The sequence below is a fragment of the Campylobacter sp. RM16192 genome (genome assembly GCF_004803855.2).
GTDB lineage: Bacteria > Campylobacterota > Campylobacteria > Campylobacterales > Campylobacteraceae > Campylobacter_A.
Genome location: NZ_CP012552.1, coordinates 1,466,847 through 1,488,878, shown reverse-complemented (window position 1 = coordinate 1,488,878; position 22,032 = coordinate 1,466,847). Strand labels below are relative to the sequence as shown.

The window sequence follows — 22,032 nt, the reverse complement described above, 5'->3', positions numbered from 1 at the left end:
CAATCTCTGTAAAACATATATATCCATGCAATCACTTAAACTGAATTTTTCTTATCTTTCTCTAAAATTTTGTAATATTAGGAATATGATAAGCTTTAAAATTATTTAGATTTTTAGCTTTTTGACATCAACTTTGTTATATATTAGCTCATATTGCCAGATTTTTCTACAACGTCTTTTAAAATGAGCTTCTTAAAGAGAGTGCTAGTGTAACAAACTAGTAAAATATGCTTTAGAAGGTCATCATTTTACTATTGGCAAATCTTTTAACCAACTCTTGTCTGTCAAGCAGTGTTTATTATAAATTTTAACCAATGCAAGTTTCAAAAGGCATTTGCACAGCCAGATTCATGCTTTCTAAAAAATAGTCACAAAATATTGTATTTATAAAATAATGACGAATTTTATGGTGATAATTGCCAGTATCAGATAAAATCTATTTTTGCAACTAAGCTTCCTTAAAGCCGCCAAAATTTATATCTTTATAGCTTAAAGGACAGCCGTATCCTAAAATTCTAGCCTTGTAGCTAATACTGGCTGCCGAGTCTTCGCTCCAAAGTTCCTCAAAATATCTTAAAAATTCTTTTTTATTGTATTTAAGCAGTATAAGCTCCGCAAACACATCGCCAATTTTCGATCTAAATAGTGCTTTTTCGTTTGGAGTAGAAGCTATTCTAGTTACTAGGCCTGATACAAATTCACTAAAATTAGGCATGCCGGCTGAACCGTTGTTTAATATTACTTTGTTTGAGAAATTTAAAACAGCCGCTTTGCAGGTATGGCTAGTGGCTATAATGTCAAATTTTGTTTTTTGAAACCAATTAAATATCTCATCTTGCCTTGTTTTTGTTTTCAAAACCTCATGATCAAATCCCCAGCCATTAAGACTCTTTTCGTCACCATGAGTTATAGCTACCTTTACGCCAGCAACATTTACATGCATAGTTGTTTTTCTGTCTTCAAATATAGAAAAATCAGAACCTATGCTTTTAAGCCTAGCATGGATTAGTTCGGCGTTTTTTACTATGACTTCTTGTTCGTAAGATGGATAGTTGCACCCGCAACCTAAATTTTCAACTCTTTTCAACTCTACTTCCACATTTCCATTTAGTTTAATACTATCCTTGCTTAACTCCTCAACTTTATCAAAGGATTCTTTACTAGCATCAAACCAATGCAAATCTCCATTATAAACTATTGTTTTACCAAGTGCTACTTCGTTCAATTTCTCTATAGCATAAATGTTGCCATACATACCACCAGCTATCCAAAGTTCATCTGTTTGAAGTTCTGGCTGATCGTTAAATTCTATGATATAGTCATTTGTGCAACCTGTCATAATTAATCCTAAATAGTAAAAATTGAATTATAGCTTAATTTGCATTTAATATTAATTCATATATAATCACTCATTTATAAGTTGGCAGTTGCCAAATAACATTCGCGCGATTTTATATTCTTTGTACCCACAAGCGTGAAATTTAACCAAATTTTTATTATAGAAATTTATTTATCGTAAGGAGATAGTATGAATGTTGCTTTTGGCAAAATTTTGAAGGTTGTCGTTGCGCTTTTTGCGGTTGGACTTTTAACTGCTTGCTCGGATAACAAAGTAAGCAGTGAAGGCAAAATGAGTGGTGCTGATTTAGCTAAAATTCAAGCTGATAACAAAGAGAAAGAAAAATATCTAGTTATCGATGTTAGAAGTGCTGATGAATATAAAGCGGGACATTTAAAGCATGCAATTAATATCCCTTTTGACCAAGTTGCAAATAGATTAAGCGAGTTAGACGGTTATCAAAACAAAGATATAGTAGTTTATTGCAACACTGGAAATAAAAGTGGAAAAGTAGAGAAGCAATTAAAAGAAAAAGGCTTTACTAAAGTAATTAATGCCGAGGGAGTTAAGCAGTATAACTATGATCTTTATAAATTTGGAAGCATTAACGCTAATCAATTTAATCAAATATCATCAAATCCTAATTTATTAGTTATTGATGTAAGAGCGAAGAAAGATTATGATGAAGGACATATACAAGGAGCTATCAACATACCTGATGGAGAGCCACTAGAAAACTACAAAGCAATTTTAGAGGCCAATAAAGATAAAAAGATAGTAGCCCACTGCTATACAGGAAATAGAAGTGCCAAACTTGTTGAGACTTTAACAGCCCAAGGATACGATGCATCAAATTTACTTGATGGAACAAAAGAGTATAAATACAATTTAGTAAAATAATTAAGATAATATGAGGGTCTGCTCTAGACCCTTTTAAAAATCAAGTCATAATATGAATGAAATGCAGATAGAATTTGACTTCCCAAAAACTATGCAGTTAAATATAACCAAAAAGTGTAATATGAGCTGTTACCACTGTCATGTAGAGGCACATCCAAAGCGAACTGAGATGATGGAAAAAGATATTATAGATAAATCTTTGATGGTGTTCAAAAAATTTGGTTTTAGCGAGCTTGACATTACCGGTGGTGCACCTGAGATGAATGAAAATTTAGAGTATATACTCTTTAAATTCACTCCCTTTGCTAAAGAGATTTTTGTTCGCACAAATTTAACTATACTTTTGGATCCACAATATCAAAAATTTATAGAAATTTATAAAAAATTTAACGTTACTATTATGGCATCTGTTCCTTTTTATGAAAAGGATTTTAATGATGCTATGCGCGGTAAAGGAAGCTTTGAAAAGCAGATTTTAGCATTAAATTTGATAAATAAGGCTGGTATTAGTAATATAAATTTGATATATAATCCTAATGGAGCTTATCTGCCGCCAAACCAAATTGATCTTGAGGCAAAATATAAAGAGGAGCTAAAAAAATACAACGTTAGTTTCAATAAGCTATTGTGTATTTGCAACCTACCTATAGGAAATTTTGCTAAGATGCTTAAAAGGTTTGATGAGTATGATGAGTACATTGATCTTTTGGTCGAAAATTTTAAAGAGCAAAATTTGCAGAGTGTAATGTGCAGAACTCTTATTAACGTGGCTTTTGACGGAACAATTTATGATTGTGATTTTAATGCCGCACTTAATCTTGAATCCAAAATACGTTCTTTGGACGATGCTTTAAAAGCTACTAATTTAAATAGAACGATTAAAACCGCCGAACATTGTCTTGCTTGTGTAAGCGGAGACGGATTCGGTTGTTTTGGCACAAAAACTACTTGATAAAAGCTAATTTTAAGTTTTATTTAAAATATCCACTGATATAATTTTTTTAATAATTTAGAGCGCGTGTCGCTTATTACATTTGCAAAAATCTATATTTACTGCTTGATTTTTACAAATTTTATTTTACTTACCACATAAGGGGTGTCCAATGTTTAAGAAAGTAGTTTTTATGGCTATTTTGGGTTTATTTTGCTTGGCCAATGGCGAAGTAAAATTTGGTGATTTAAGTGAAAAGAATCCCATGATTGTTGACGAGGCAAGTAAGACCATTACTATTCTGGCAAAAGTAAATGGTAAATATCTTGAAGAAAGCACTCGTCATGCGGTCGTTTTCGGACAAGGAAAGTTTGGAGAGAAGTCCGTATTTACATCACTGGCTAATCAAAATGATTTTTATAAGGCAATGATAAAAATAGGTGCAAAACCTGGCAATAATATGACTTTAAAAAATGGGCCTGAGACTCATGTGGAAGGTGATAAGATAGCTATTAGTGTTACATGGGAAGGGGCATCAAAGAACCATGATATCAATGAAGTCATAAAAGACAGTAACGGTAAATTGATTGATATGCGATTTGGTGGCAATGAGGCTACTGCAATGAGTTTTAATACCGGTTGTATCGCTTGCTTAGACAGTTGTCCTGTAGGTATAATTTCAAATCACTCATATACTTATGGGGCGGTTGAAAATAAAAAAGAGGTAGAGTTTAGAGGAATAAAAAACGTTCTTCCAAAAGATGGTACACCTGTATCCATTAGCTTTAAAGTTGCCAATTAGTGAAAGTTTATAAAATTTCATATTATGCGTTTTGCGGTTTGCTTTTAGGGCTTACCGCAACACTACTCATCTCAATGTCGATATGGCTTGAAATGAGAGTGCATAATCGATATGTAGTTGTTGGATTTGCTTTAATGGGTCTAATTTACGGAGTTTTTGCAAAACGTTTAAATATTTCTGCCATTATATTTAGTGAAGTTTTATTGTTTTTGCTCATATTTTGGCTGAACAAGCCAAATCTAATATTTTTTAATATCAAAGAGAGTTATTTAGATTTTTTAAGTATAGGGCAGATTAGATATGGATTTTTAACTATTTTGACTATAGTAAATATAATAGTGTTATTTGTAAGTTTTGGTAAATATAAGCCATGAATACCGAAAAAGCACTAATATTTTTTACTAGAGTTCCATTACCAAAACGCACTAAAACTAGACTACTTGACTTTTTAACTCCAAGCCAAACCGTAAAACTTCATAAAAAACTAATATTAGATATAAACGAAGAGTTAAAAAAGCTAAAAAATACTCAAATATTCGTATTTTACACACCTGAAGATAAAAAAGAAATTTTATATAACTTGCTAAAAAGCGAGTATGAATTTTATCCTCAAAGCGGCGATGATTTAGCCCAAAAAATGTTAAATGCTTTTAAGCAAATAAGATCGTTGGGATTTAAAAAAATTTTACTTATCGGAAGTGACATTGTAGATATTAGTGCTAAGCATATAAGTAGATGTTTTGATTTGCTTGCTCAAAACAATGCTGTAATTACACCAACCTTTGACGGAGGGTATTGCTTGCTTGGGCTACAAGATGTAAATATTAAAAATATGTATGATATTTTTAGCTCCAACTATAGTGTTAGAAACACTGTTTATTATGGAATATGCAGTAAATTTGTAGAGCTTGGAATTAAAACTTGCAAAACGAAAGCTTTGCGAGACATAGACACCAAAGAGGATATTTTTGCATATATTTTAGGAGTTAAAACAGTAAAGCATTTGGCAAGCGGCGAATACAATATAAACTATAAATTTAAAAAATCAGGTGAAAATTTTGTATTTCGTATAAATACTAAATCGCAAATTGGTTTAAAAAACCAGATTAAGTACGAATATGATGCTCTTAAAATTTTAGAAATTTCAGATGTAACGCCAAAGCCTATTAGATATTTTCCGCCAAATCTGTTTTTGCCGCGAGGGGCGATGAGTATGCAGTTTTTGCCGGGTCGTCCTTTAAGATATGATAGTGATTTGGATATCGCATCTAGTATGCTAGCTAAAATTCACTCTGTTAAAATTCCGCCCAAGCATAGCTTTATAATCGCACAAAGACCTTTACAAGTAATGATGGATGAGTGCGAAAAGATGTCTAGCATTTATCTTAACTCAAATTTTAAAAAACAAAATGTAAGCGAATTTTTGCAAGCATTAATTAAAGTATTAAAATGGTTTAATCTAGATCGTGAGATAAAAGATCCTTGTATAATAAACACTGAGCTAAATTCAGGAAATTTCTTAATAAACGAAGGCAAAAAATCCTATATCATAGACTGGGAAAAACCTATAATTGGAGAAAAAGAGCAGGATTTGGCCCACTTTCTAGCCCCAACCACTACATTTTGGAAGACTGATGTCATACTTGATTTGGAGGAAATGCAAAATTTTCTAGATAAGTATGAGCGTATTTTGCCTGTTGATAGAGCTAAATTTAACGAGTATCTAGGTATGACTTTCTTGCGAGGTCTTAGTTGGTGTGCAATGGCCTATGTTGAATATCAAGGTAGCCGAGCTATCAAAAATCAAACTACTTATAAAAAGATCAATGAATATCTTAGCGACAAGTTTTTGTCGATTTTACATTCGAAGTTTTTAAAGGATATCCTATGAAAAGATCGCAGATTATACTCTTGTTAGTTGCATTTGTGATTGCAATTGCGTATTTGTTTATTCCCGCGGTAAATAAACAAATTACCGATTCTGTAGTGATGCTCAGTAAATTTGACCTAAACGAAGTTTTTCACTACTTGCAAAGCTTTGATAAAACTACTGCTGCTTGCGTAAGTTTCTTTTTAATGGTGCTTCAAAGTATTATGGCGCCAGTCCCTGCCTTTCTTATTACTCTTTCAAATGCTATGATATTTGGATGGGTTTGGGGTGCTGTGCTTTCATGGAGTTCGGCTATGGCTGGTGCGGTTCTTTGTTTTTATATCGCACGTATTCTAGGCAGAGATGTTGTAGAGAAGATTACAGGCAAAAAAGCACTTGAAGCAACAGATGAGTTTTTTATCAAATATGGAAAACACACAATCATGGTGTGTCGACTACTACCTTTTGTAAGCTTTGATCTGGTCAGTTACGCAGCAGGTCTTACTTCGATTAGATTTTGGAGCTTCTTTTGGGCTACAGGTATCGGGCAGCTACCGGCAACTATTGTTTACTCATATTTTGGTGGAAGTTTAATGGGTGGAGGTAAAATTTTGTTTATAGGACTTACTTTACTGTTTGCTTTTTCTATTGTAGTTTATGTTGTTAAAAAAATTATGACAGAACGAAAAGCAAAAAAGGAAGAGGTTGCTGCTAAAATTTCTTAAGCCTATTTTGTTTGTAACTATAATTTCTGGCACTTTATATTTTATAGATCGTATAGGAATAAGCGAACTTAAGATATTCATAGGCGAGCATAAAATTTTTGCCCCATTGCTTTATATATTATGTTTTGCAATCTTGCCTATATTTTTCTTCCCTGTACCTATATTGGCAGTAGTTGCAGGAGCCGCATTTGGGTTATTGATGGGTAGTCTGTATACTATCTTAGGAGCAATGATCAACTCTATTTTGATGTTTTATATTGCACGAATTTTAGGGTTTAATGCTGTAAAGAATCTTTTTGAATATTCACAAAGCAAAGCTTTAAAAGCCCTTGCCAGACAATCAAGTAAATTTAGTTTGATTTTAATTTTGCGACTTATGCCATTGGTGCCTTATAATGCCTTAAACTATGCATGTGGTCTTATGAATGTAGAGCTAAAAGAGTATATGTTGGCTACATTTGTGGGCATTGTGCCTGCTACATTTATAATGGTTAATTTGGGCGAGAAGATGCTTGATGTGCATTCAAATGAATTTACCATAGCACTAATTCTAATGGTTATTTTAGTATTTGTTTCAAGCTTTGGAGCAAGGTGGATAAAAAGGATTAAGAGCAATGATTTCGGTAATAGTGCCGATTTATAATGAGAGCATTGAAAATATAAAGAGATTCGAGCAGGAGCTAAACAAACAAGAGGGTGAATTTGAGGTTATATTTGTAGATGCTAGTAAATTTATTTATAAAAGCAAGATGTTTAAAGTTATTCCATCTTTGAAAGGACGCGGCATTCAGCAAAATTTAGGCGTTAGAGAATCTAAATTTGAAAAAATTTTGTTTTTACATGTTGATAGTAGCTTTGAGGATAGCGATGCTATTATTAAAGCCGCAAAAGCCTTGGACCATTGTAAGCTGGGTTGTTTTAAGATGAAATTTGATGATAGTGGTATTATATTATCTATTATCTCGTTCTTTTCAAATTTACGAGTAAAATTTAAAAATATAGCCTTTGGAGATCAAGGTATTTTTATTAGTAAGTCCTTATTTGACGAGCTTGGCGGATTTAAGGAGATAGCCTTAATGGAAGATTTAGAATTTAGTATTAGGGCTAGAAAACAGGGTTTAAGCTTCTACCAGCTTTCAAAATTCATTACAACAAGTGCTAGAAAGTTTAAAAAGGAAGGTATTTTAAAAACTATAATAAAAATGCAAATTTTACAGTACCAATTTAAAAAAGGAATTAGCATAGATGAGATCGCAAAAAAATACTAAAAATCCGCCTGAGCTTTGCATAGACTGCTCAGCTTGCACTAAACACTGCGAATTTTTAGAAAAATATGATATAAATTTGCTAGATTTTTCAAAACGTGATGATTTGGCATATAATTGCTTTTTGTGTGATAAATGCTATGCAGTATGCCCAAAAGACATTAGCGGCAACGAGATAGCACTAAATTTGCGTGCTAAAAATCCCAAGCCTTTTAAGTATCTTAAATTTTTAAAATCACCATATATTTATGCAAACAATTCACTAAAAAAGAGTCGTGAGCTTATGTTTTTTGGATGTAATTTCCCCGCTTTTTTACCAAGAACAACTCGTAAAATTATTGAAATTTTTGAGCCTTTAGGGATTGATTTTAGTATTGATTGTTGTGGAAAGCCTCTCTTTGAGACAACTACAAAGTTTGAAGATACAAAAGATCATTTAAACAAGCTTTTTGAGCAAAAAGAGGTTGAAACGCTGATACTTGCCTGTCCAAATTGTTACCACTTCTTAAAGGATAAAGTTGATATAAAACTTAAAACTATTTATGAGAAATTTGAAGAACTTGGGTTAAACCGCACGATAGAAGAAGAAGCGCATATGTTCTATCCTTGCCCTGAACGCATTGAAAAGCCTATCTTTGAAAGTTTTAAAAAATACTTGCCAAATGTTAAAAATAGTTTTAAGAATGTAAATTGTTGCGGGCTTGGAGGATTGGCAAAGTCAAATGAAAAAAGCATAGCAAACGGGTATTGCCAGATGATAAAAGATGAGCAAACTCCAAATGTTTATACTTATTGTGCAACTTGTTCCGGGAATTTTCAGCGTAACGGCATAAAAAATATAAAGCATATTGCAACCGTAATGGCTGGTGTAAATGAGACGCCAAGCACTAATTATGTAGCAAATGCTTTAAGTCTTAAATTTTACAAAAGGGGAAGAAAATGAAAAATAGAGCAAAACTTGAAGTTACAGAAATAGCAAATAAGTTTAGCCAAATAAACTGTGCTCAGATATTATTTGAAAGATACGCGCAAGATATAAATATGGATCCAAAAGCGGCTGTAAATTTAGGATCCGGTCTTGGTGGTGGATTAAGAGAGGCTTTGACCTGTGATGCATACCTTGCTAGTGTATTGATTTTGGGTGCAAAATTTGGCGGGGATAAAGAGAAATTTGAAGCCAAGTTATCGGAATTTAAAGAAAAATTTCAGCATAAATGGAATTCAAAAATTTGTAAGGAAATTTTAGGTTACGATTTAAGCAAACCAGAAGAGATGAAAACAATTCAAGAAAAAGGGCTTTTTGGAACAATTTGCCCCTGTGTTGTAAAAGATTGTATTGAAATATTAGATGAAATAATAGAATAAAATTGTAAAAAGGAGATTTTATGGAGCAATATACAGGAGCCTTTTTTTGGGGGTTCTTAATCGTTTATGGTGTAGTGATGTATATTTTTTCACCAAAAGCTAGGAGCGTAGGTTCGTTTTTTAGAGGCGAGAGTGTGGATGGGGCTAAGGTCTCACCGTTTTTGCTGACAACTAGTATTTTTATAAGCTGGATTTTTGCAAAATCAGTGACAAATGCTGCGAATTTAGGAGCTAGTTACGGTATTGTTGGTGGTGTTGCGTATGCTACATATTGGCTTTGTATACCAATAGCAGGTTTTGTAATCTTTAGACTTAGACGAAAATTTGGTGCAACAGGCTTAGTGCAGTTTTTAACTAGTAATTACGGTATTGCTGCTAGCCTTGCTTTTTGTATAGCAATACTGATTAGGCTTTTTAATGAAGTATGGAGCAATACCGCGGTAGTTGGAGGATACTATGGTGATAGTGGCAGTACACCATTTATACTTGCGGCATCAATATTTACATTATTTACGCTTATTTATTCAGTTAGGGGAGGACTAAGAGGATCGATTGTAACCGATATAATTCAAGCATTGGTATTTACAGTTGCTACTCTTTGGGTTATTATGACTATATTGCCAAAACACGGTATAGTGGAGCTGGCAAATACTGGAAAATGGGCATTAAATGGTGGTGTGGATCTACTATTAGTTGCTATTTTGCAGTTAGTTAGCTACCCATTTCATGATCCGGTACTTACTGATAGAGGTTTTATTAGTGAAGAAAAAACTATGTTTAAAAGCTTTATAATATCAGGTATTTTGGGTTTCTTGGCTATTTTGATATTTAGCTTTATAGGTATTTACGGGACACTTGAGGGGATTGCTGCAAAAGGAAATATACCTGCCGAACTTGCTAAGACTATGGGATTTGGTTCGATGTTTTTAATGACCGCTGTTATGATAGCTGCTGCAGGCTCTACACTAGATTCTACATTTTCTAGTCTTTCAAAGCTTGTAGGATATGATATACCATCTATGGCAAATAAAACTATTACAAATACTTCTATCAAAGTGGGCATTATTTCTATGATACTTTTTGCAGTTTTTGGAAATTTACCTATGATAGTTGGCACGGACATACTTAAGGCAACAACAATCAGTGGTACAATGGTAATAGGACTTGCGCCAGTATTTTTACTGCACGGAGTCGTAAAACCTACTAAGCTTGGATTTCATATTAGTTTTTGGCTAGGAATAGGACTAGGTGTAGCATATGCTTTTAATGCGAAATTTTTTCCTGATTTTATAGCAATAGGCTATGGAAAGTATGCAATGCTACTAGGTATAAACTTGTACGGACTCATACTTTGTACGCTAGGATATATTTTGCCAGGACTTGCTTGCAAATGTGGTAAATAAATTTACACAACCTGTCTTTATTAGTGCGTATAAAAAGACAGGTTTCTCCTAATCAATTTAATTTACATAATTTAATCAAAATCGCATTAAAGAATTATCTTAATAATTTATTGATTTTTAAATTTGACTTTTCAGATAAAAAGCATCATCGCGTTAAATTTATACAAGCCTATTTATTTACATAACTACTACTGTAAGCTACTATGTAGCTTGGTTTTTTAGAGAAATTGTATCCAAAGAGTGATAAAAGTTCGGGCTTTACGAGAGGATAATCGTAAAAGACTTTAATCTAATTACCGGTTTAAGTTTATTCATTTTTATATCCTGTGTAATAATTATAACAATGTGGTTTATTGAAATAAATATTGTAAGGTTATTATATATTCATAAAAACAAATTTCGCATTTTATAAAAACCGCCTAGTTATTTTTAATAAAAATAAAGGCGGTTTTTATCATATTTTTCTTTGATTATCAAAGAAAAATATTGCCCGTCTGGCAAGACCTTACAGCACTATCAATTAGATAGTGCTAAGTAAGTTTTAGCACCATGGTGCTAAAACTATATTTATGAGGTAAAATTTTATGCTTATTTAACTGTGCAGATTTCGTTTTTTAAAGCTAGTTTGTTGATTGCTATATCGTGCAAATAGTGCATATGCTTAAGAATATATTAATAATAGTTACCCTATACTTATCGTGCAGCTTGTGCATATATATAAGATTATATTAAGGATATAAGATGAATCAAGTATCTTTAGAAATATTAAGAATTCTAAAAAATAGTAATACATTACTTACAAGAACACAGATAGAAAAATATATCCAGAGAGTATCAAAAAGAACTATCCAAAACGAGCTAAAAAAACTAAGCGAGCTAAAGCGAATAAGAGTAGTAGGTCAGGCTTCAAGTACGGCTTATGAAATTTCAGACGAGTATTCTAATTTTGAGTATCGTCTATTTATCTATCAAAACCAAATTTTAATAGGCTATTTAGGCTATGACTATGAGAACTACTACTTTGTGTATGATACGGATTTTTTGCTTGGCGGTAGATATGGCGTTAAATTTGAGATGCCGATTGATTTTAAAATTTATATGAGCAAGAGTTGTTTTGTAGATTTTGAAGAGTCTCTGCCTGAAGGGATAGATAGAAAGATATTAATAGATAAAGCCGGTAACGCTACAGAGTTTTTCTTGCTACTGCATAATGACTATAGCAAGAACGATCTTGTATTTTCACCAAGTGCCTTGGAATTTAGTCGCGAGGTAAAGCCTCAAAGTTATCTTTCCGGGAAGGATAAAATTTTAGGTACTAATACTTTTCCTAATATCCTAAAATACGATGTGGATATAGATGATGTATCGCTTTTCCCAAGTAAATTTATGAGCGATAGCGAAGAGATAAAGCATGTAAGAACTATGAGTTTATCAGGCTATCAGCATAAACTTCAAGTAGTAGTAAAGGATAATACAATACGAGTGGCTAAAAATGAAGATAATGCGAAGTTTTTTATCAAGCCATACGATACACTAAAAGCCGATGAAAACAGCGAATATTACTTCCCACATATTGCTATAAACGAGCATTTACATATGAGCTTTGCAAAAAACGAGTTAGGCTTTGATGTGCCTATGAGCGGAGTGTTTAAAAGAGAGCAGGATAAAGAGTATCACTACTTTATCAAGTATTTTGATAGGATCGGCGCTTATAAATTTCAACGAAAAGAGTTTTCTACTTTTATGGGGTTAAGTAGTGAGAGTAAATATAAAGCCTCATCCGAGAAGCTATTTGATATGACGGCTAAGATACTGCCAAACAGTGATGATAGACTTAGAATGATTGAGTATTATTTTTACTCGTTTCTTATTAGACACGAGGATATGCATACGAAAAACATATCGGTTATTTACGATAATGGCAAAATTTTGCTAGCCCCTCTTTATGATATTGCTTGTACTGGCTTTTACGAGGGTATCAAAAATTACGAGTCGCATTTAAGTATAAATGGCAAGCAGACAAATATAAGATATAACGACTTTATGGAAATAGTAAAAAGAGCCAAGGTTGATAGAGCTAAGTTTAATAAGTCGGCTAAAAATATAGTAGAAATCTACATAAAAAAGATGCCCAAGTATATCAAAAAACTAGAAGAGCTTGACGGGTTGGATTTTTACAAAAAAGATAGAGCTAATGCTGAGGACAAAAGGATAAATATAAAGGCTAAAACTACGCTTTCAGAAGTGATGATGAGGCACTTTGAGCAAAGATGTGAGACTCTAAAAAGAAATGGGTGGTTTGAGAAGTTAGGTATTAATGATTAATTATGTCATGCAAATTTTCAAACCATTCAAATTATTCTAATTAAGATAAAATAATCATAATTTTATTAAAAAGCTTATTTAAGAGCTACTATAGTACGTTTTGAGTAGTAGCTAAATTTATTGACTAGTTTTTAGAGTTAGTTTGACTGACTGTAAATATTTACTCACAATATAGCCACTCTTTTACCGCAAGCTTTTATGTAGTTAAAGAATGTTTTATACTTGATATTATACGCTCCGCTTTCTATTCTAGCTACGGCAGACTGGGTTATGCCCATCCTTTTAGCTACCTCGCTTTGAGTTAGTCCAGCCTCGTTTCTAGCGTCTATCAAAGCTTCTATGGCTTTATATTCGTCCTCCAGCGCATCGTATTGCGCTTTAAATTCCGGATTTTTTATCTCCTCTTTTAAAACTTCTCTAAAATTAACGGTTCTCATCTTTAAACTCCTTTAATCTTTGTTCTGCCAAATTTAGTATACTTTTAGGCGTCTTTTGTGTTTTTTTAACAAAAGTTAGTAGGATTATTATTCTTTTGCCGATTTCATAACAATATATGCTTCTAGCTATTCCTTCATCAGACTTTATACGTATCTCAAATAGTCCGTCCTTTAGGCTTTTGGTGTACGGCTCCCCCATAGTATTGCCTCTGGCCTCTAGAAGCTCGAACATTTTATAGCCTCTTTGTCTGAGCCCAGTCGGCAGTTCTAAGAACTCATCTTTTATAGCTTCGCTTGCAAACTCTATGCTCCACATCGCAACCCTTTTTCGTATAACTAAACTATATTATACCATATATGATATAAAATGCAGTTTGTTTTATATGCTTATTGCTGAATAAACAACTTGATATAAAATTACTCATACAACATCTCCACCATCTCTCGTCCGCTATCTGGCATTAGTTTCGCGTATCTTAGAGTATGATTGATATCCGAGTGGTTCATTAGCTTTTTTATCGTTAGTATCGGAGTGCCTTTTATAGCAAGATGCGAAGCGAACGTATGCCTAAGGGTATGAATAACTACTCTATTGGTTGCGTCGCTTATATCTAAATTTTGATTAAAAAGCTTATTTAAAAGTGGTTGTAAAACATTTTGAATAGTGGCTTTGGGTTTATTTACTAAAAAGTCGTTAGGAGATATGGTGGTATAAATTTGATTTATCATTTCTAATGCTCTTTTGATTAAAAATCCAGTATATGTGCTCTTTGTTTTAAAATCGCTAATAGTAACTGACTTAGTCGAAAGTGACAAATCCTTTTTCTTGATGTTTAAAATTCCCTCCAACCTAGCTCCTGTGCATAAAGCCAGCTCCACGAATAGCTCTAACGCAAAGTCTTCTTTACTTGCTACTTCTTTGCGCAAAAGCTCTATCTCTATAAGCTCTAAAAATCTCTCTCGTTTGTTATTCGGTTTTTTTAGTTCTATCTTGTATGGGCTAATGTGATTAATGAGGCCTACTTTTATGGCGTGATTAAAAATCGTCCTAACTATACCCATTATGGCATTGATGCGAGATTGCGATAATTTACGTTTGGTTTTAGGGGAGATGATTTGAGAAATGTCTTTATGATGCTCATTTATCATCTCGGGTGTTATCTGCGTCGTAGTTAGACCCCCTAACTTATCCTTATGGTAAATTTCGTAATCTCGCCTTTGCTCTTTTATGTTGACGGCGTTGCTCGGTTCTTTTTCTAGTTTATAGCTGAAAAAGGCATCTGCGATCTCATCAAATTTAAGCGAGTTTTTGTTGTTTTTGGCTACTATTTTTTTAGATATGCTATCGGGAAGCTCTCCGTTTATTTGTTTGGCGTCGAATTCTTTCTTTTTGTTATACGCGTAGGTTATATTTACGCCTTCGGATTTCGATCCGATTTTGACGTTTGCCTTTTTACCCTCAAATGTAACTCTCATATAAAAAACCACGTCGCCGTTAGCTAGATTATTAAAGAAAATTCCGGGGTATTTATTTACCCCGAACGACGAGTTGTAATTTTTAAGTTTTCCTGCCATAATACCCCCTAAATTTGTTCCCTATTTGTTCCCAAAATTTGTAAAAATGCATGATATTCTAGTGTAACTTAGAATATGCTTAAGCTATTAAATAGCGTATTTTATGGATTTATAGAGTATTTTGGGGTATTTAAGAATTATATATTTTTGAATCCAGCATTCGGAGCCATTTCCTTTCAGTTCCATTTTTTTCTTTATTTTTCCATTTTATTCTTTTTCTTTCTAAAAAGTTCCTAAAAAGCCTTAAATACGAGCTTATAATCAACTATTTTTCTTTGATTTTTGATCTATTTTTGCTTAAATTTTTCTTATTTTTTCTTTAAATTTCTTATTGATTCTACTCTATTCCGAAAAAAAGTGTGTCGAATTTGTGTCGCTACGCTTTATACTCTTAGCGACACACTTTTATATTAAATCTATTATAAGACAGTTGTAATGAAATATTTTAACAGAGCCAAATTTTTATATCGATGAACTTTAACGCGATATATATGCGAAACAAAATGCCTATCATTTGAAAAGCTATTTTATAGTTATAATGGCTTAAATTACTGTTATCTAAATTTTTAAAAACATAAATTCCAAAGAGCGCTATTAAAAAATAAACACATCAATGGAATTTTTAATCGAAAATATATTGTGGATATTGTTTGTCTTATTTATGAGAGAGGATTGGTGAGTGAAATTTATTCTCTTCAATTTCCTTAAGGGTATTTGATGCTTCTTCTTTTGCTTCATTCTCTTCATAAATTTTAACGTCTTTATTGAAGGCTAAAAAAGCTTTGATAGCATTCAACGTATCATAATTAACATTTTTTAAAGTGATGGTCATTTGTTACTCCGTTTAATTTTAATAATACTTATTATAAAACAAAATATTTAAATAATAATTTAAAAAATACTTAATTTTATATTTTTGGATGAAATTTTTATTTATCAAATTAATTAGAATAAAATATTTAAAATTTTAAAGGTAAAAAAGTTTATAAACATTTTATTGCAATATTAATAATTGCTTAAGAATTTAAATTTTTAACTATTGCAATGATGCTCTTTATTATTTTATTACAACTTGATTTCTTCCGTTTTTTTTGCCTATATACATTTGCTTGTCAGCTGCTTGGATCATATTTGGTATATTGCTAAAATTCGCAGAACAAACACCACCAAAAGTAATAGTTACGGAAAATTTTATATCATTATATTCTATAACTTTCTCTTCCACTTTTTTTCGAATGCGATTTAAAATTTTTTCAACTTTATTTTTGTTTAGCTTCTCTCCAACTCTATTGCTTTGAAGAAGGATCAAAAATTCTTCTCCTCCCCAGCGAGAAACTATATCGTTGCTTCTGCATTCATTTTTTAATATTGCAGAAATTTCAGCTAAAGCTACATCTCCGCATTTGTGCCCATAAGTATCATTTACGACTTTAAAATGATCAATATCTCCAAAAATCAAGTAAAAATTACCACTGTCCTTTTTAAGCGACATATCTATCTTGTTTAAAATGTCATTCATTTGACGTCTGGTTATAAGTCCAGTCAGTTCGTCTATGTTGGCAATATTTTCTATCTCATGAATTTCTTTTTGCAGGAAAATTACTTCCATCGCCTTTGAAATTTGAAGTACTCGTTCTATAAAAAATATAAGCATAAATGCGACAATTATATTAAATCTTGTTAGGAAATCATCGATTGAATTTATTTGAAATATTGAAATTTTTAGATTAGTTGAAAAATATAGATATATGTATATTATTGATTGAATAATTCCTAGAGCATAAAATATGCCGCGTTTTTTAAATGGAACTGTTATAGAAAGAAAGATAAATGGAACAAACCATGCTTGAAAGCCTGCGGACCAGCCAAGGTTTATAGTAGCAATTGTTAAAAATATAGTCGCTTCTATGCAGCAAGCGAGCAGGGCTATCTTCTGATGTTTGTGTAAAAATTTTAAAGCCCCACCAAAAACAGTTATACTTACTATATTATAAAACATCATCAGCTTATTTCCACTGTATATGAAAATAAATTCAAATGTTACATGTACAACAAAACCTGCCAGAATTAACCAGAAATAAAATGAAGCTTTTATATATTGTGATAAATCTTTAATTTCACTATAACTTTTCACTAAATAGTTCCGAAAAAAATAAATTTAATTTAAACTTCTTTATTTTATATATAATATATTAAAATATTATAGGTATATTATACATATTGTATTATTAATTATTAATAATTTTTGATAGCTGCAATCGTTAATTTATATTAATTTGAGCGATAAGAACTGTAGTAAAAGAGCCTTTCTATCACTAGACTCTTTTACTAATATTTTAAACTAAGTTTTATTTAATAAAAACCAATTCAAATTTATACAATCATGCTCATTACAAGCATTGCTAGATATGCGTTGATTATACAAATTCCAAAAAGCACTCCGTAATGTCTTCCCGGTATTCCAAGCACTCCTAAAACTCTACCCATATATTGGACAGTAGAGCCTATAAGGGCCATTCCAGGAAGCAATACTACTATGTCGTTTGCATTTAGTGTGCCATTTTGAACAAGCGCCACAAGCACACCAGCAGATCCTCCCCAGCTTAAAAATGCCGCCATAAATACGGCTATCGATTCTCCTGGTAAGCCAAGAGGAACCATAATAAATCCAAGATAGTTTCCTATGATTTTAAGTGCTCCTGATACGTTTAATACGTATATGATGACAAATGCCATTAATACATTTGGAATAGTATTGTGAATAGCTATATCCCAACCTTTTCTGGCTCCGTCAACAAATACATCTGTTATTAGTTTATTGTTGGTCTTGTCACTCATACTTCAACCTCATCATCTTTTACGAATTTCTTTACATAAAGTCTCATTAAATTTGCACCAAAAATCTTAAAAACAAAGATTATTCCCAAGCATAGAGCTATAGAGGCAGGTGCTAAAGCCCCTGTTTTATCGGGAATTACAAGTAGTGGTGCAAATGATGCTAAGAAATTCGTTATCATGGCTCCGGCACTAAACTGAAAAGCCGCAAATATCAAAAGCTCTTTATGCGTCATTTTGCCCTCTTGACGCAACAATTTAGCTGTCGAGCTACCGGCATCTGTGCTTTGGGTGCTTGCCATTAAGGATATGGAGCAACATCCAGGGATTCCTATCATAGGCTTTAATATCGGAGTAAGCCAAGCAGAAGCTGCATAAAGTGCGTAGTATCTTTCAAATATAGCAACAAATCCAAGTGCTAGCATAATAGCTGGAACAAGACTTAATGCAAATAAAAATCCGCCTTTTGCGCTAGTTCCTCCTGAGGTTTTAAACCACTCTGGAAATTGACCGGTTAACTTGCCGAAATCAAAAATTCCGCCTGCAATATCTTTGGTAAAGCCACCAAAGAAAACTATAGCCAAAATCAAAGCAATAGTGCCTATGACTAGCTTTTTGGTATCTTTTGCTTCTTGCATCAGACCTCCTTAGAATTTAATAGTAAAGCCAGCTTAAATATACATTTATAAAACTTACAAATCAGTTAAAATTTGTTTAACTTAGCCAATTGATACTATGTATTTAAATTCTTGCTTGAATTTTGCTAAGTTTTTTAAATTCTTCCACATAACCAAGCGCACCGTCGATACACTCAAGCCAAAATTCACTTTTTTTGATATCTTTTCCAAAGTGCTTTTTGATGATATCATCGACACTCATTGAGCCTGTATCTCTTAAAAATGCTTTGTAAATTTCAAAGAAATTTGGCTCTTTGGCCCTAAATTTTTCTATCAAAAACTGTGATAACAGGTAGCCCACTGTGTAAGGGTAGTTGTAGATGTATTGATCGGTTTTGTAAAAATGCAGTTTAAAGTATGGCAAAAACTCTTCCATATCTTGCGTGCTGTCGCCATACCATTTTTGCCAAGCGTTTTTCATCATCTCTTTTGCCTCTTTTGGCGTTACCAAGCCTTTGCTTCTAGCCTTTATAAAGTCGGTCTCAAAGCTATATCTAACCGAAATATGAAGCATGAAATTTGCAGCCGATTTAAGCTCTTGCCAAAGGATATCAAATAGCAAATTTTCGTCTGCATTTTTCTTTATGTATTCTCTCAGTACAGCCTCGTTAAACGTGCTTGCGATTTCGGCTAAACTCATAGGAAATTCCGTCTGGATGCTTGGCATATCACGCATTATCCAGTAGTGCCACGCATGCCCAAGCTCATGGGCTTGCTGTATCATATGAGCTTGTGTGCCCATGTAACTAGAAAAAATTCTAGCCTGCTTAAGTTCGTTAAACCTCGTATAAAAGGCGCCCGCGGCTTTGTTTTCTTTTAGGCTTGCTTCTATCCAGCGATTTTTAAGCATCAAATTTATAAATTGTGAAATTTCTTCGCCTAAAGCCGATTTTATAGTATCTATTGTCTCAATATAAGGAATTTGCGACTTACCGGAAAACGGTGAAGGCGCAAGCAGGTCGCACGCACTCATACGCTCTTTGCCAAGATAGCTTGCTCTTAGCGTTACAGCCTCTCTTATCTTGCCAGCTCTTTTTTCAAGCGCGCAATACATAGCATTTACGGCTTGTGGGCTTATTTTGTTTTGCTCAAAACTCGGCAGGAAAATATCGCATTTAGCATTTTTAAATTTAGCCTGCCTGAATCCGTGCAGCATATTTAAAGCATCGATATAAACAGGCGCATGCTTTTGATAATGCTTGCTAAGTTCGTTAAATATGTTTTGGCGAAGGACGCCGTCTGGCGAACCTTTTAAAATTCCCGCGCACTTTGCAAAGCTATAGTTTTTTACTTCGCCAAGGCTATCTTGTGCCTTAATATCGATGAGGTTGTTTAAATGCGTAAAAATAGCATAAATCGGAGTAAAGCTACTCTGTTCAAGCTCAGCAAAAATTTCTTTGTTTTTTAAATTTTTACTCCAGCTGTTTTTTTGCTCTTCGTAGTAAAATTTCCAGTGCGAAAGCCCAAATTTCTCCCACTCGCTCTCGCCTAACTCTTCAAATTTGGCTAGCATCGCTTGCTTTATAAGCTCTAGCTTTGAGAGCTGGCTTTGAATTTTTGCTTCTACGACGGCTGCTCGCTCATCTTTTGTGTTTTCGCTCATCTTGCAGCGACAAAACGCCTTTAAGGATGAGAGCTTATCAAAGCCCTCTTCATAAAGCGCGGCAAGCTCTTTGGCCGAAAATTTGCCGGTTTCAATTAAATTTGAAGCCTTATTTAGCACATCTTCAGCTCTTTTTAACGAGCCGGTAAAATTCTCATGCTCAAAATCAACATAAGCGTCATCAAAGCTCCATTGCGGCAGAGTTTGCGCCTCCATGATCACTCCTTAAAGCACAAGTAAAAATACAAATATATGATGGCTGATAAGTCCTAGTATCGCCGGAACCGAGCAGCGTTTCACGAGGCTTAGCGGGTTGCACTTAAGCATACCTGCGATGGCTACGACCACACCGGAAACAGGCGATAGCGGACGCGCGATGGTTGAGGCTTGATGCATAGGAAGAACAAGCATCACCGAGCTTACGTTTAGTTTGGTTGCGATCTGCGGTGCAAGCTCGACAAGCGGATAAAAGCTAGCACCATTTGAGCCCGCGATGATGGCGACCACAGTCGTGATAAGCACAAACACGACCGACATACCAAAGCCTCCCAGTCCAAGCGTATTTGCAAGGCTTACGATACTATCAAGCATGCCTAATGACTTAAAGCCTTGAGCAAAGACTCCTGCTGCGATGATGAGAGCAACCACTCCGCTTAAACTGCGTCCCATGGCTTGCAAAAAGACCTTCAGTCCCTCCGCTAACGGCTCAAATTTGAATCCATGCCTGATCGTCTCAAAGCACATCGCGATGATGACTGAGAGCAGGATGATGGCTGAGATGTTTAGTTTGATTGATTTGAGGCAGTATTCGGAAAAGACAACTACCAAAATCATCGGTAAAAACGGCAAAATCGCATAAATTTTAGGTGCACTCGCAGTAGGAGGCTTGATAGCATCGTCAAATTCTATGCTCTCTCCGACGTGCTCGCTGCATACCCAGCCCTCTTTTTTATCTAAGTATCTATTCCAAAAAACTAGCGCTATGCCGATAACGATAGAGGTTGGAAGCGCGGCTGGAATTTTGTATAAAAAGACATAATCAAGCAGCGAAAGCGAAGTGGCTTTAGCCGAAGCGGCGGTTGAAGCGCCTATGAGCACCATCGAAGCGGCACCTGACATGCAGCAGATAGAGCCTACTGTGAGTTTGTTTAATCCAAGTGAGATGAGGATAGGCCCAAGAAGCGCAAGGCAGAGCACGCCAAGTCCGGCGGCACTCGTGATAACCATGCTTATGAGCTTTGCTATGGCAAATGCGACAAATATCATAAAATAGGGGCTTTTTATCTTTGCAAGCCGTCCTGTGGTAAGCGAGACGAAAGCGCTGTTTGCTCCGATATGCGTCATGTAAGTGGCAAAACCGACCATAAACATGATAAGAAGCCCAAGATCAGCCATGCGGTCTGAAAACATATAGCGGATGTACTCTACGATGTCTAGGTACTCGTTGCCCGTAGGCGTGGCCTTTTTAGGCATAAATTTGCCCGTTTGAAGAACGATTGAGCAAATAAGCATAAATACGCCCGATAAAAACAGCGTAAGCGGTGCGTATTTACCCTTGATAATCGCCCAGCCTACGATAAATAGCACTACCGAACCGATGATGACGCCAAGCATTTAATCTCCTTTTTGTGTGAATTTATTTTAAGTTTTGAATTGTAAAAATAGTGAATATTTCTTAAGTTTATGTAGTCAGATAAAGATATGCCTGATATGGCTTTTAGTATCTCAAATCTCATTGTCTTTCTTATTTTTTAATTCTACATATATTATTTAATAGTTATTAATATAGAATTTTTAATATTGAAATTTTATCTTGCTTTTGTTTTAAATTTAATTAAATTTAAAAAATTAAAATTAATATACTATTTTTATTAAAAGAAATTTGATTATTTTGGTTTTAAACTTATAAAAATACTGCAAATAAAATAACAAAACCTAGTTGTATTTAGAGTATCTCGACAAATTTATTAGAATTTATAA

The 22,032-nt window shown here is 33.7% G+C and carries 22 protein-coding genes; 12 read left to right on the top strand and 10 right to left on the bottom strand.

All coding sequences use genetic code 11. The features are described from left to right. Positions 1-448: 448 nt before the first annotated feature. Complete coding sequence (locus CDOMC_RS07885; protein WP_172129161.1) at positions 449-1,339, bottom strand: calcineurin phosphoesterase; 891 nt, start codon at positions 1,337-1,339, stop codon at positions 449-451. Positions 1,340-1,528: 189 nt separating this feature from the next. Here CDOMC_RS07885 and CDOMC_RS07880 point away from each other — a divergent pair, with 189 nt between their 5' ends. The 12 genes from CDOMC_RS07880 (at position 1,529) to CDOMC_RS07825 (ending at position 12,925) form a co-directional block, all read left to right on the top strand. Beyond that, positions 1,529-2,239, top strand: a complete 711-nt coding sequence (locus CDOMC_RS07880) for a rhodanese-like domain-containing protein (RefSeq protein ID WP_169943202.1) — start codon at positions 1,529-1,531, stop codon at positions 2,237-2,239. Between the two features lie 52 nt (positions 2,240-2,291). Continuing rightward, positions 2,292-3,191, top strand: coding sequence for an arsenosugar biosynthesis radical SAM (seleno)protein ArsS (arsS, locus tag CDOMC_RS07875; protein WP_169943201.1), 900 nt, complete (start codon positions 2,292-2,294; stop codon positions 3,189-3,191). A 244-nt stretch (positions 3,192-3,435) separates the two neighbouring features. Continuing rightward, the gene (locus CDOMC_RS07870; RefSeq protein ID WP_236861304.1) at positions 3,436-3,972 is read left to right on the top strand and encodes a YdjY domain-containing protein; all 537 of its coding nucleotides are present in this window, start codon (positions 3,436-3,438) and stop codon (positions 3,970-3,972) included. Further along, positions 3,972-4,346: a hypothetical protein gene (locus CDOMC_RS07865; protein ID WP_169943199.1), complete on the top strand. Its 375-nt coding sequence runs from the start codon at positions 3,972-3,974 to the stop codon at positions 4,344-4,346. The genes CDOMC_RS07870 and CDOMC_RS07865 overlap by 1 nt, the downstream gene beginning before the upstream one ends. Beyond that, positions 4,343-5,863 (top strand): TIGR04282 family arsenosugar biosynthesis glycosyltransferase, encoded by a 1,521-nt coding sequence (locus CDOMC_RS07860; RefSeq protein ID WP_172129159.1) that lies wholly within the window; start codon positions 4,343-4,345, stop codon positions 5,861-5,863. Before CDOMC_RS07865 ends, CDOMC_RS07860 begins: the two co-directional genes overlap by 4 nt. Then, positions 5,860-6,567: a TVP38/TMEM64 family protein gene (locus CDOMC_RS07855; RefSeq protein ID WP_172129157.1), complete on the top strand. Its 708-nt coding sequence runs from the start codon at positions 5,860-5,862 to the stop codon at positions 6,565-6,567. The genes CDOMC_RS07860 and CDOMC_RS07855 overlap by 4 nt, the downstream gene beginning before the upstream one ends. After that, positions 6,548-7,210 (top strand): TVP38/TMEM64 family protein, encoded by a 663-nt coding sequence (locus CDOMC_RS07850; protein ID WP_169943196.1) that lies wholly within the window; start codon positions 6,548-6,550, stop codon positions 7,208-7,210. Before CDOMC_RS07855 ends, CDOMC_RS07850 begins: the two co-directional genes overlap by 20 nt. Then, positions 7,182-7,835: a TIGR04283 family arsenosugar biosynthesis glycosyltransferase gene (locus CDOMC_RS07845; RefSeq protein WP_169943195.1), complete on the top strand. Its 654-nt coding sequence runs from the start codon at positions 7,182-7,184 to the stop codon at positions 7,833-7,835. Before CDOMC_RS07850 ends, CDOMC_RS07845 begins: the two co-directional genes overlap by 29 nt. After that, complete coding sequence (locus tag CDOMC_RS07840; RefSeq protein WP_172129156.1) at positions 7,813-8,775, top strand: heterodisulfide reductase-related iron-sulfur binding cluster; 963 nt, start codon at positions 7,813-7,815, stop codon at positions 8,773-8,775. The genes CDOMC_RS07845 and CDOMC_RS07840 overlap by 23 nt, the downstream gene beginning before the upstream one ends. Continuing rightward, positions 8,772-9,197: a C-GCAxxG-C-C family protein gene (locus CDOMC_RS07835; RefSeq protein ID WP_172129154.1), complete on the top strand. Its 426-nt coding sequence runs from the start codon at positions 8,772-8,774 to the stop codon at positions 9,195-9,197. Before CDOMC_RS07840 ends, CDOMC_RS07835 begins: the two co-directional genes overlap by 4 nt. A 20-nt stretch (positions 9,198-9,217) precedes the next feature. Next, complete coding sequence (locus CDOMC_RS07830) at positions 9,218-10,600, top strand: sodium:solute symporter (protein WP_172129152.1); 1,383 nt, start codon at positions 9,218-9,220, stop codon at positions 10,598-10,600. A gap of 741 nt (positions 10,601-11,341) precedes the next feature. Next, positions 11,342-12,925, top strand: coding sequence for a type II toxin-antitoxin system HipA family toxin (locus CDOMC_RS07825; RefSeq protein ID WP_172129150.1), 1,584 nt, complete (start codon positions 11,342-11,344; stop codon positions 12,923-12,925). 164 nt (positions 12,926-13,089) lie between these two features. Here CDOMC_RS07825 and CDOMC_RS07820 read toward each other — a convergent pair whose 3' ends face one another. The 9 genes from CDOMC_RS07820 to dcuC all read right to left on the bottom strand — a co-directional run bounded on the left by CDOMC_RS07820 (position 13,090) and on the right by dcuC (position 21,666). After that, positions 13,090-13,362, bottom strand: a complete 273-nt coding sequence (locus CDOMC_RS07820; RefSeq protein WP_172129148.1) for a helix-turn-helix domain-containing protein — start codon at positions 13,360-13,362, stop codon at positions 13,090-13,092. Continuing rightward, on the bottom strand, positions 13,349-13,678 hold the full coding sequence (locus tag CDOMC_RS07815) for a type II toxin-antitoxin system RelE/ParE family toxin (protein WP_172129146.1): 330 nt from the start codon (positions 13,676-13,678) through the stop codon (positions 13,349-13,351). Before CDOMC_RS07815 ends, CDOMC_RS07820 begins: the two co-directional genes overlap by 14 nt. 101 nt (positions 13,679-13,779) lie before the next feature. Next, complete coding sequence (locus CDOMC_RS07810; protein WP_172129144.1) at positions 13,780-14,937, bottom strand: tyrosine-type recombinase/integrase; 1,158 nt, start codon at positions 14,935-14,937, stop codon at positions 13,780-13,782. Positions 14,938-15,592: 655 nt separating this feature from the next. Then, complete coding sequence (locus tag CDOMC_RS07805; protein ID WP_172129142.1) at positions 15,593-15,769, bottom strand: hypothetical protein; 177 nt, start codon at positions 15,767-15,769, stop codon at positions 15,593-15,595. Between the two features lie 225 nt (positions 15,770-15,994). Beyond that, the gene (locus CDOMC_RS07800; protein WP_218975671.1) at positions 15,995-16,939 is read right to left on the bottom strand and encodes a GGDEF domain-containing protein; all 945 of its coding nucleotides are present in this window, start codon (positions 16,937-16,939) and stop codon (positions 15,995-15,997) included. 371 nt (positions 16,940-17,310) lie between these two features. Next, entirely contained in the window at positions 17,311-17,775 is a 465-nt protein-coding gene (locus tag CDOMC_RS07795; protein WP_172129138.1) for a YjiG family protein, read from the bottom strand. Further along, positions 17,772-18,410 carry a hypothetical protein gene (locus CDOMC_RS07790; protein WP_172129136.1) on the bottom strand — a complete coding sequence of 213 codons (639 nt, stop codon included), beginning with the start codon at positions 18,408-18,410 and terminating at the stop codon, positions 17,772-17,774. Before CDOMC_RS07790 ends, CDOMC_RS07795 begins: the two co-directional genes overlap by 4 nt. 103 nt (positions 18,411-18,513) lie before the next feature. Further along, positions 18,514-20,268, bottom strand: coding sequence for a M3 family metallopeptidase (locus tag CDOMC_RS07785; protein WP_172129134.1), 1,755 nt, complete (start codon positions 20,266-20,268; stop codon positions 18,514-18,516). A 9-nt stretch (positions 20,269-20,277) separates the two neighbouring features. After that, positions 20,278-21,666 (bottom strand): C4-dicarboxylate transporter DcuC, encoded by a 1,389-nt coding sequence (dcuC, locus tag CDOMC_RS07780; RefSeq protein WP_172129132.1) that lies wholly within the window; start codon positions 21,664-21,666, stop codon positions 20,278-20,280. Between the last annotated feature and the right edge of the window lie 366 nt (positions 21,667-22,032).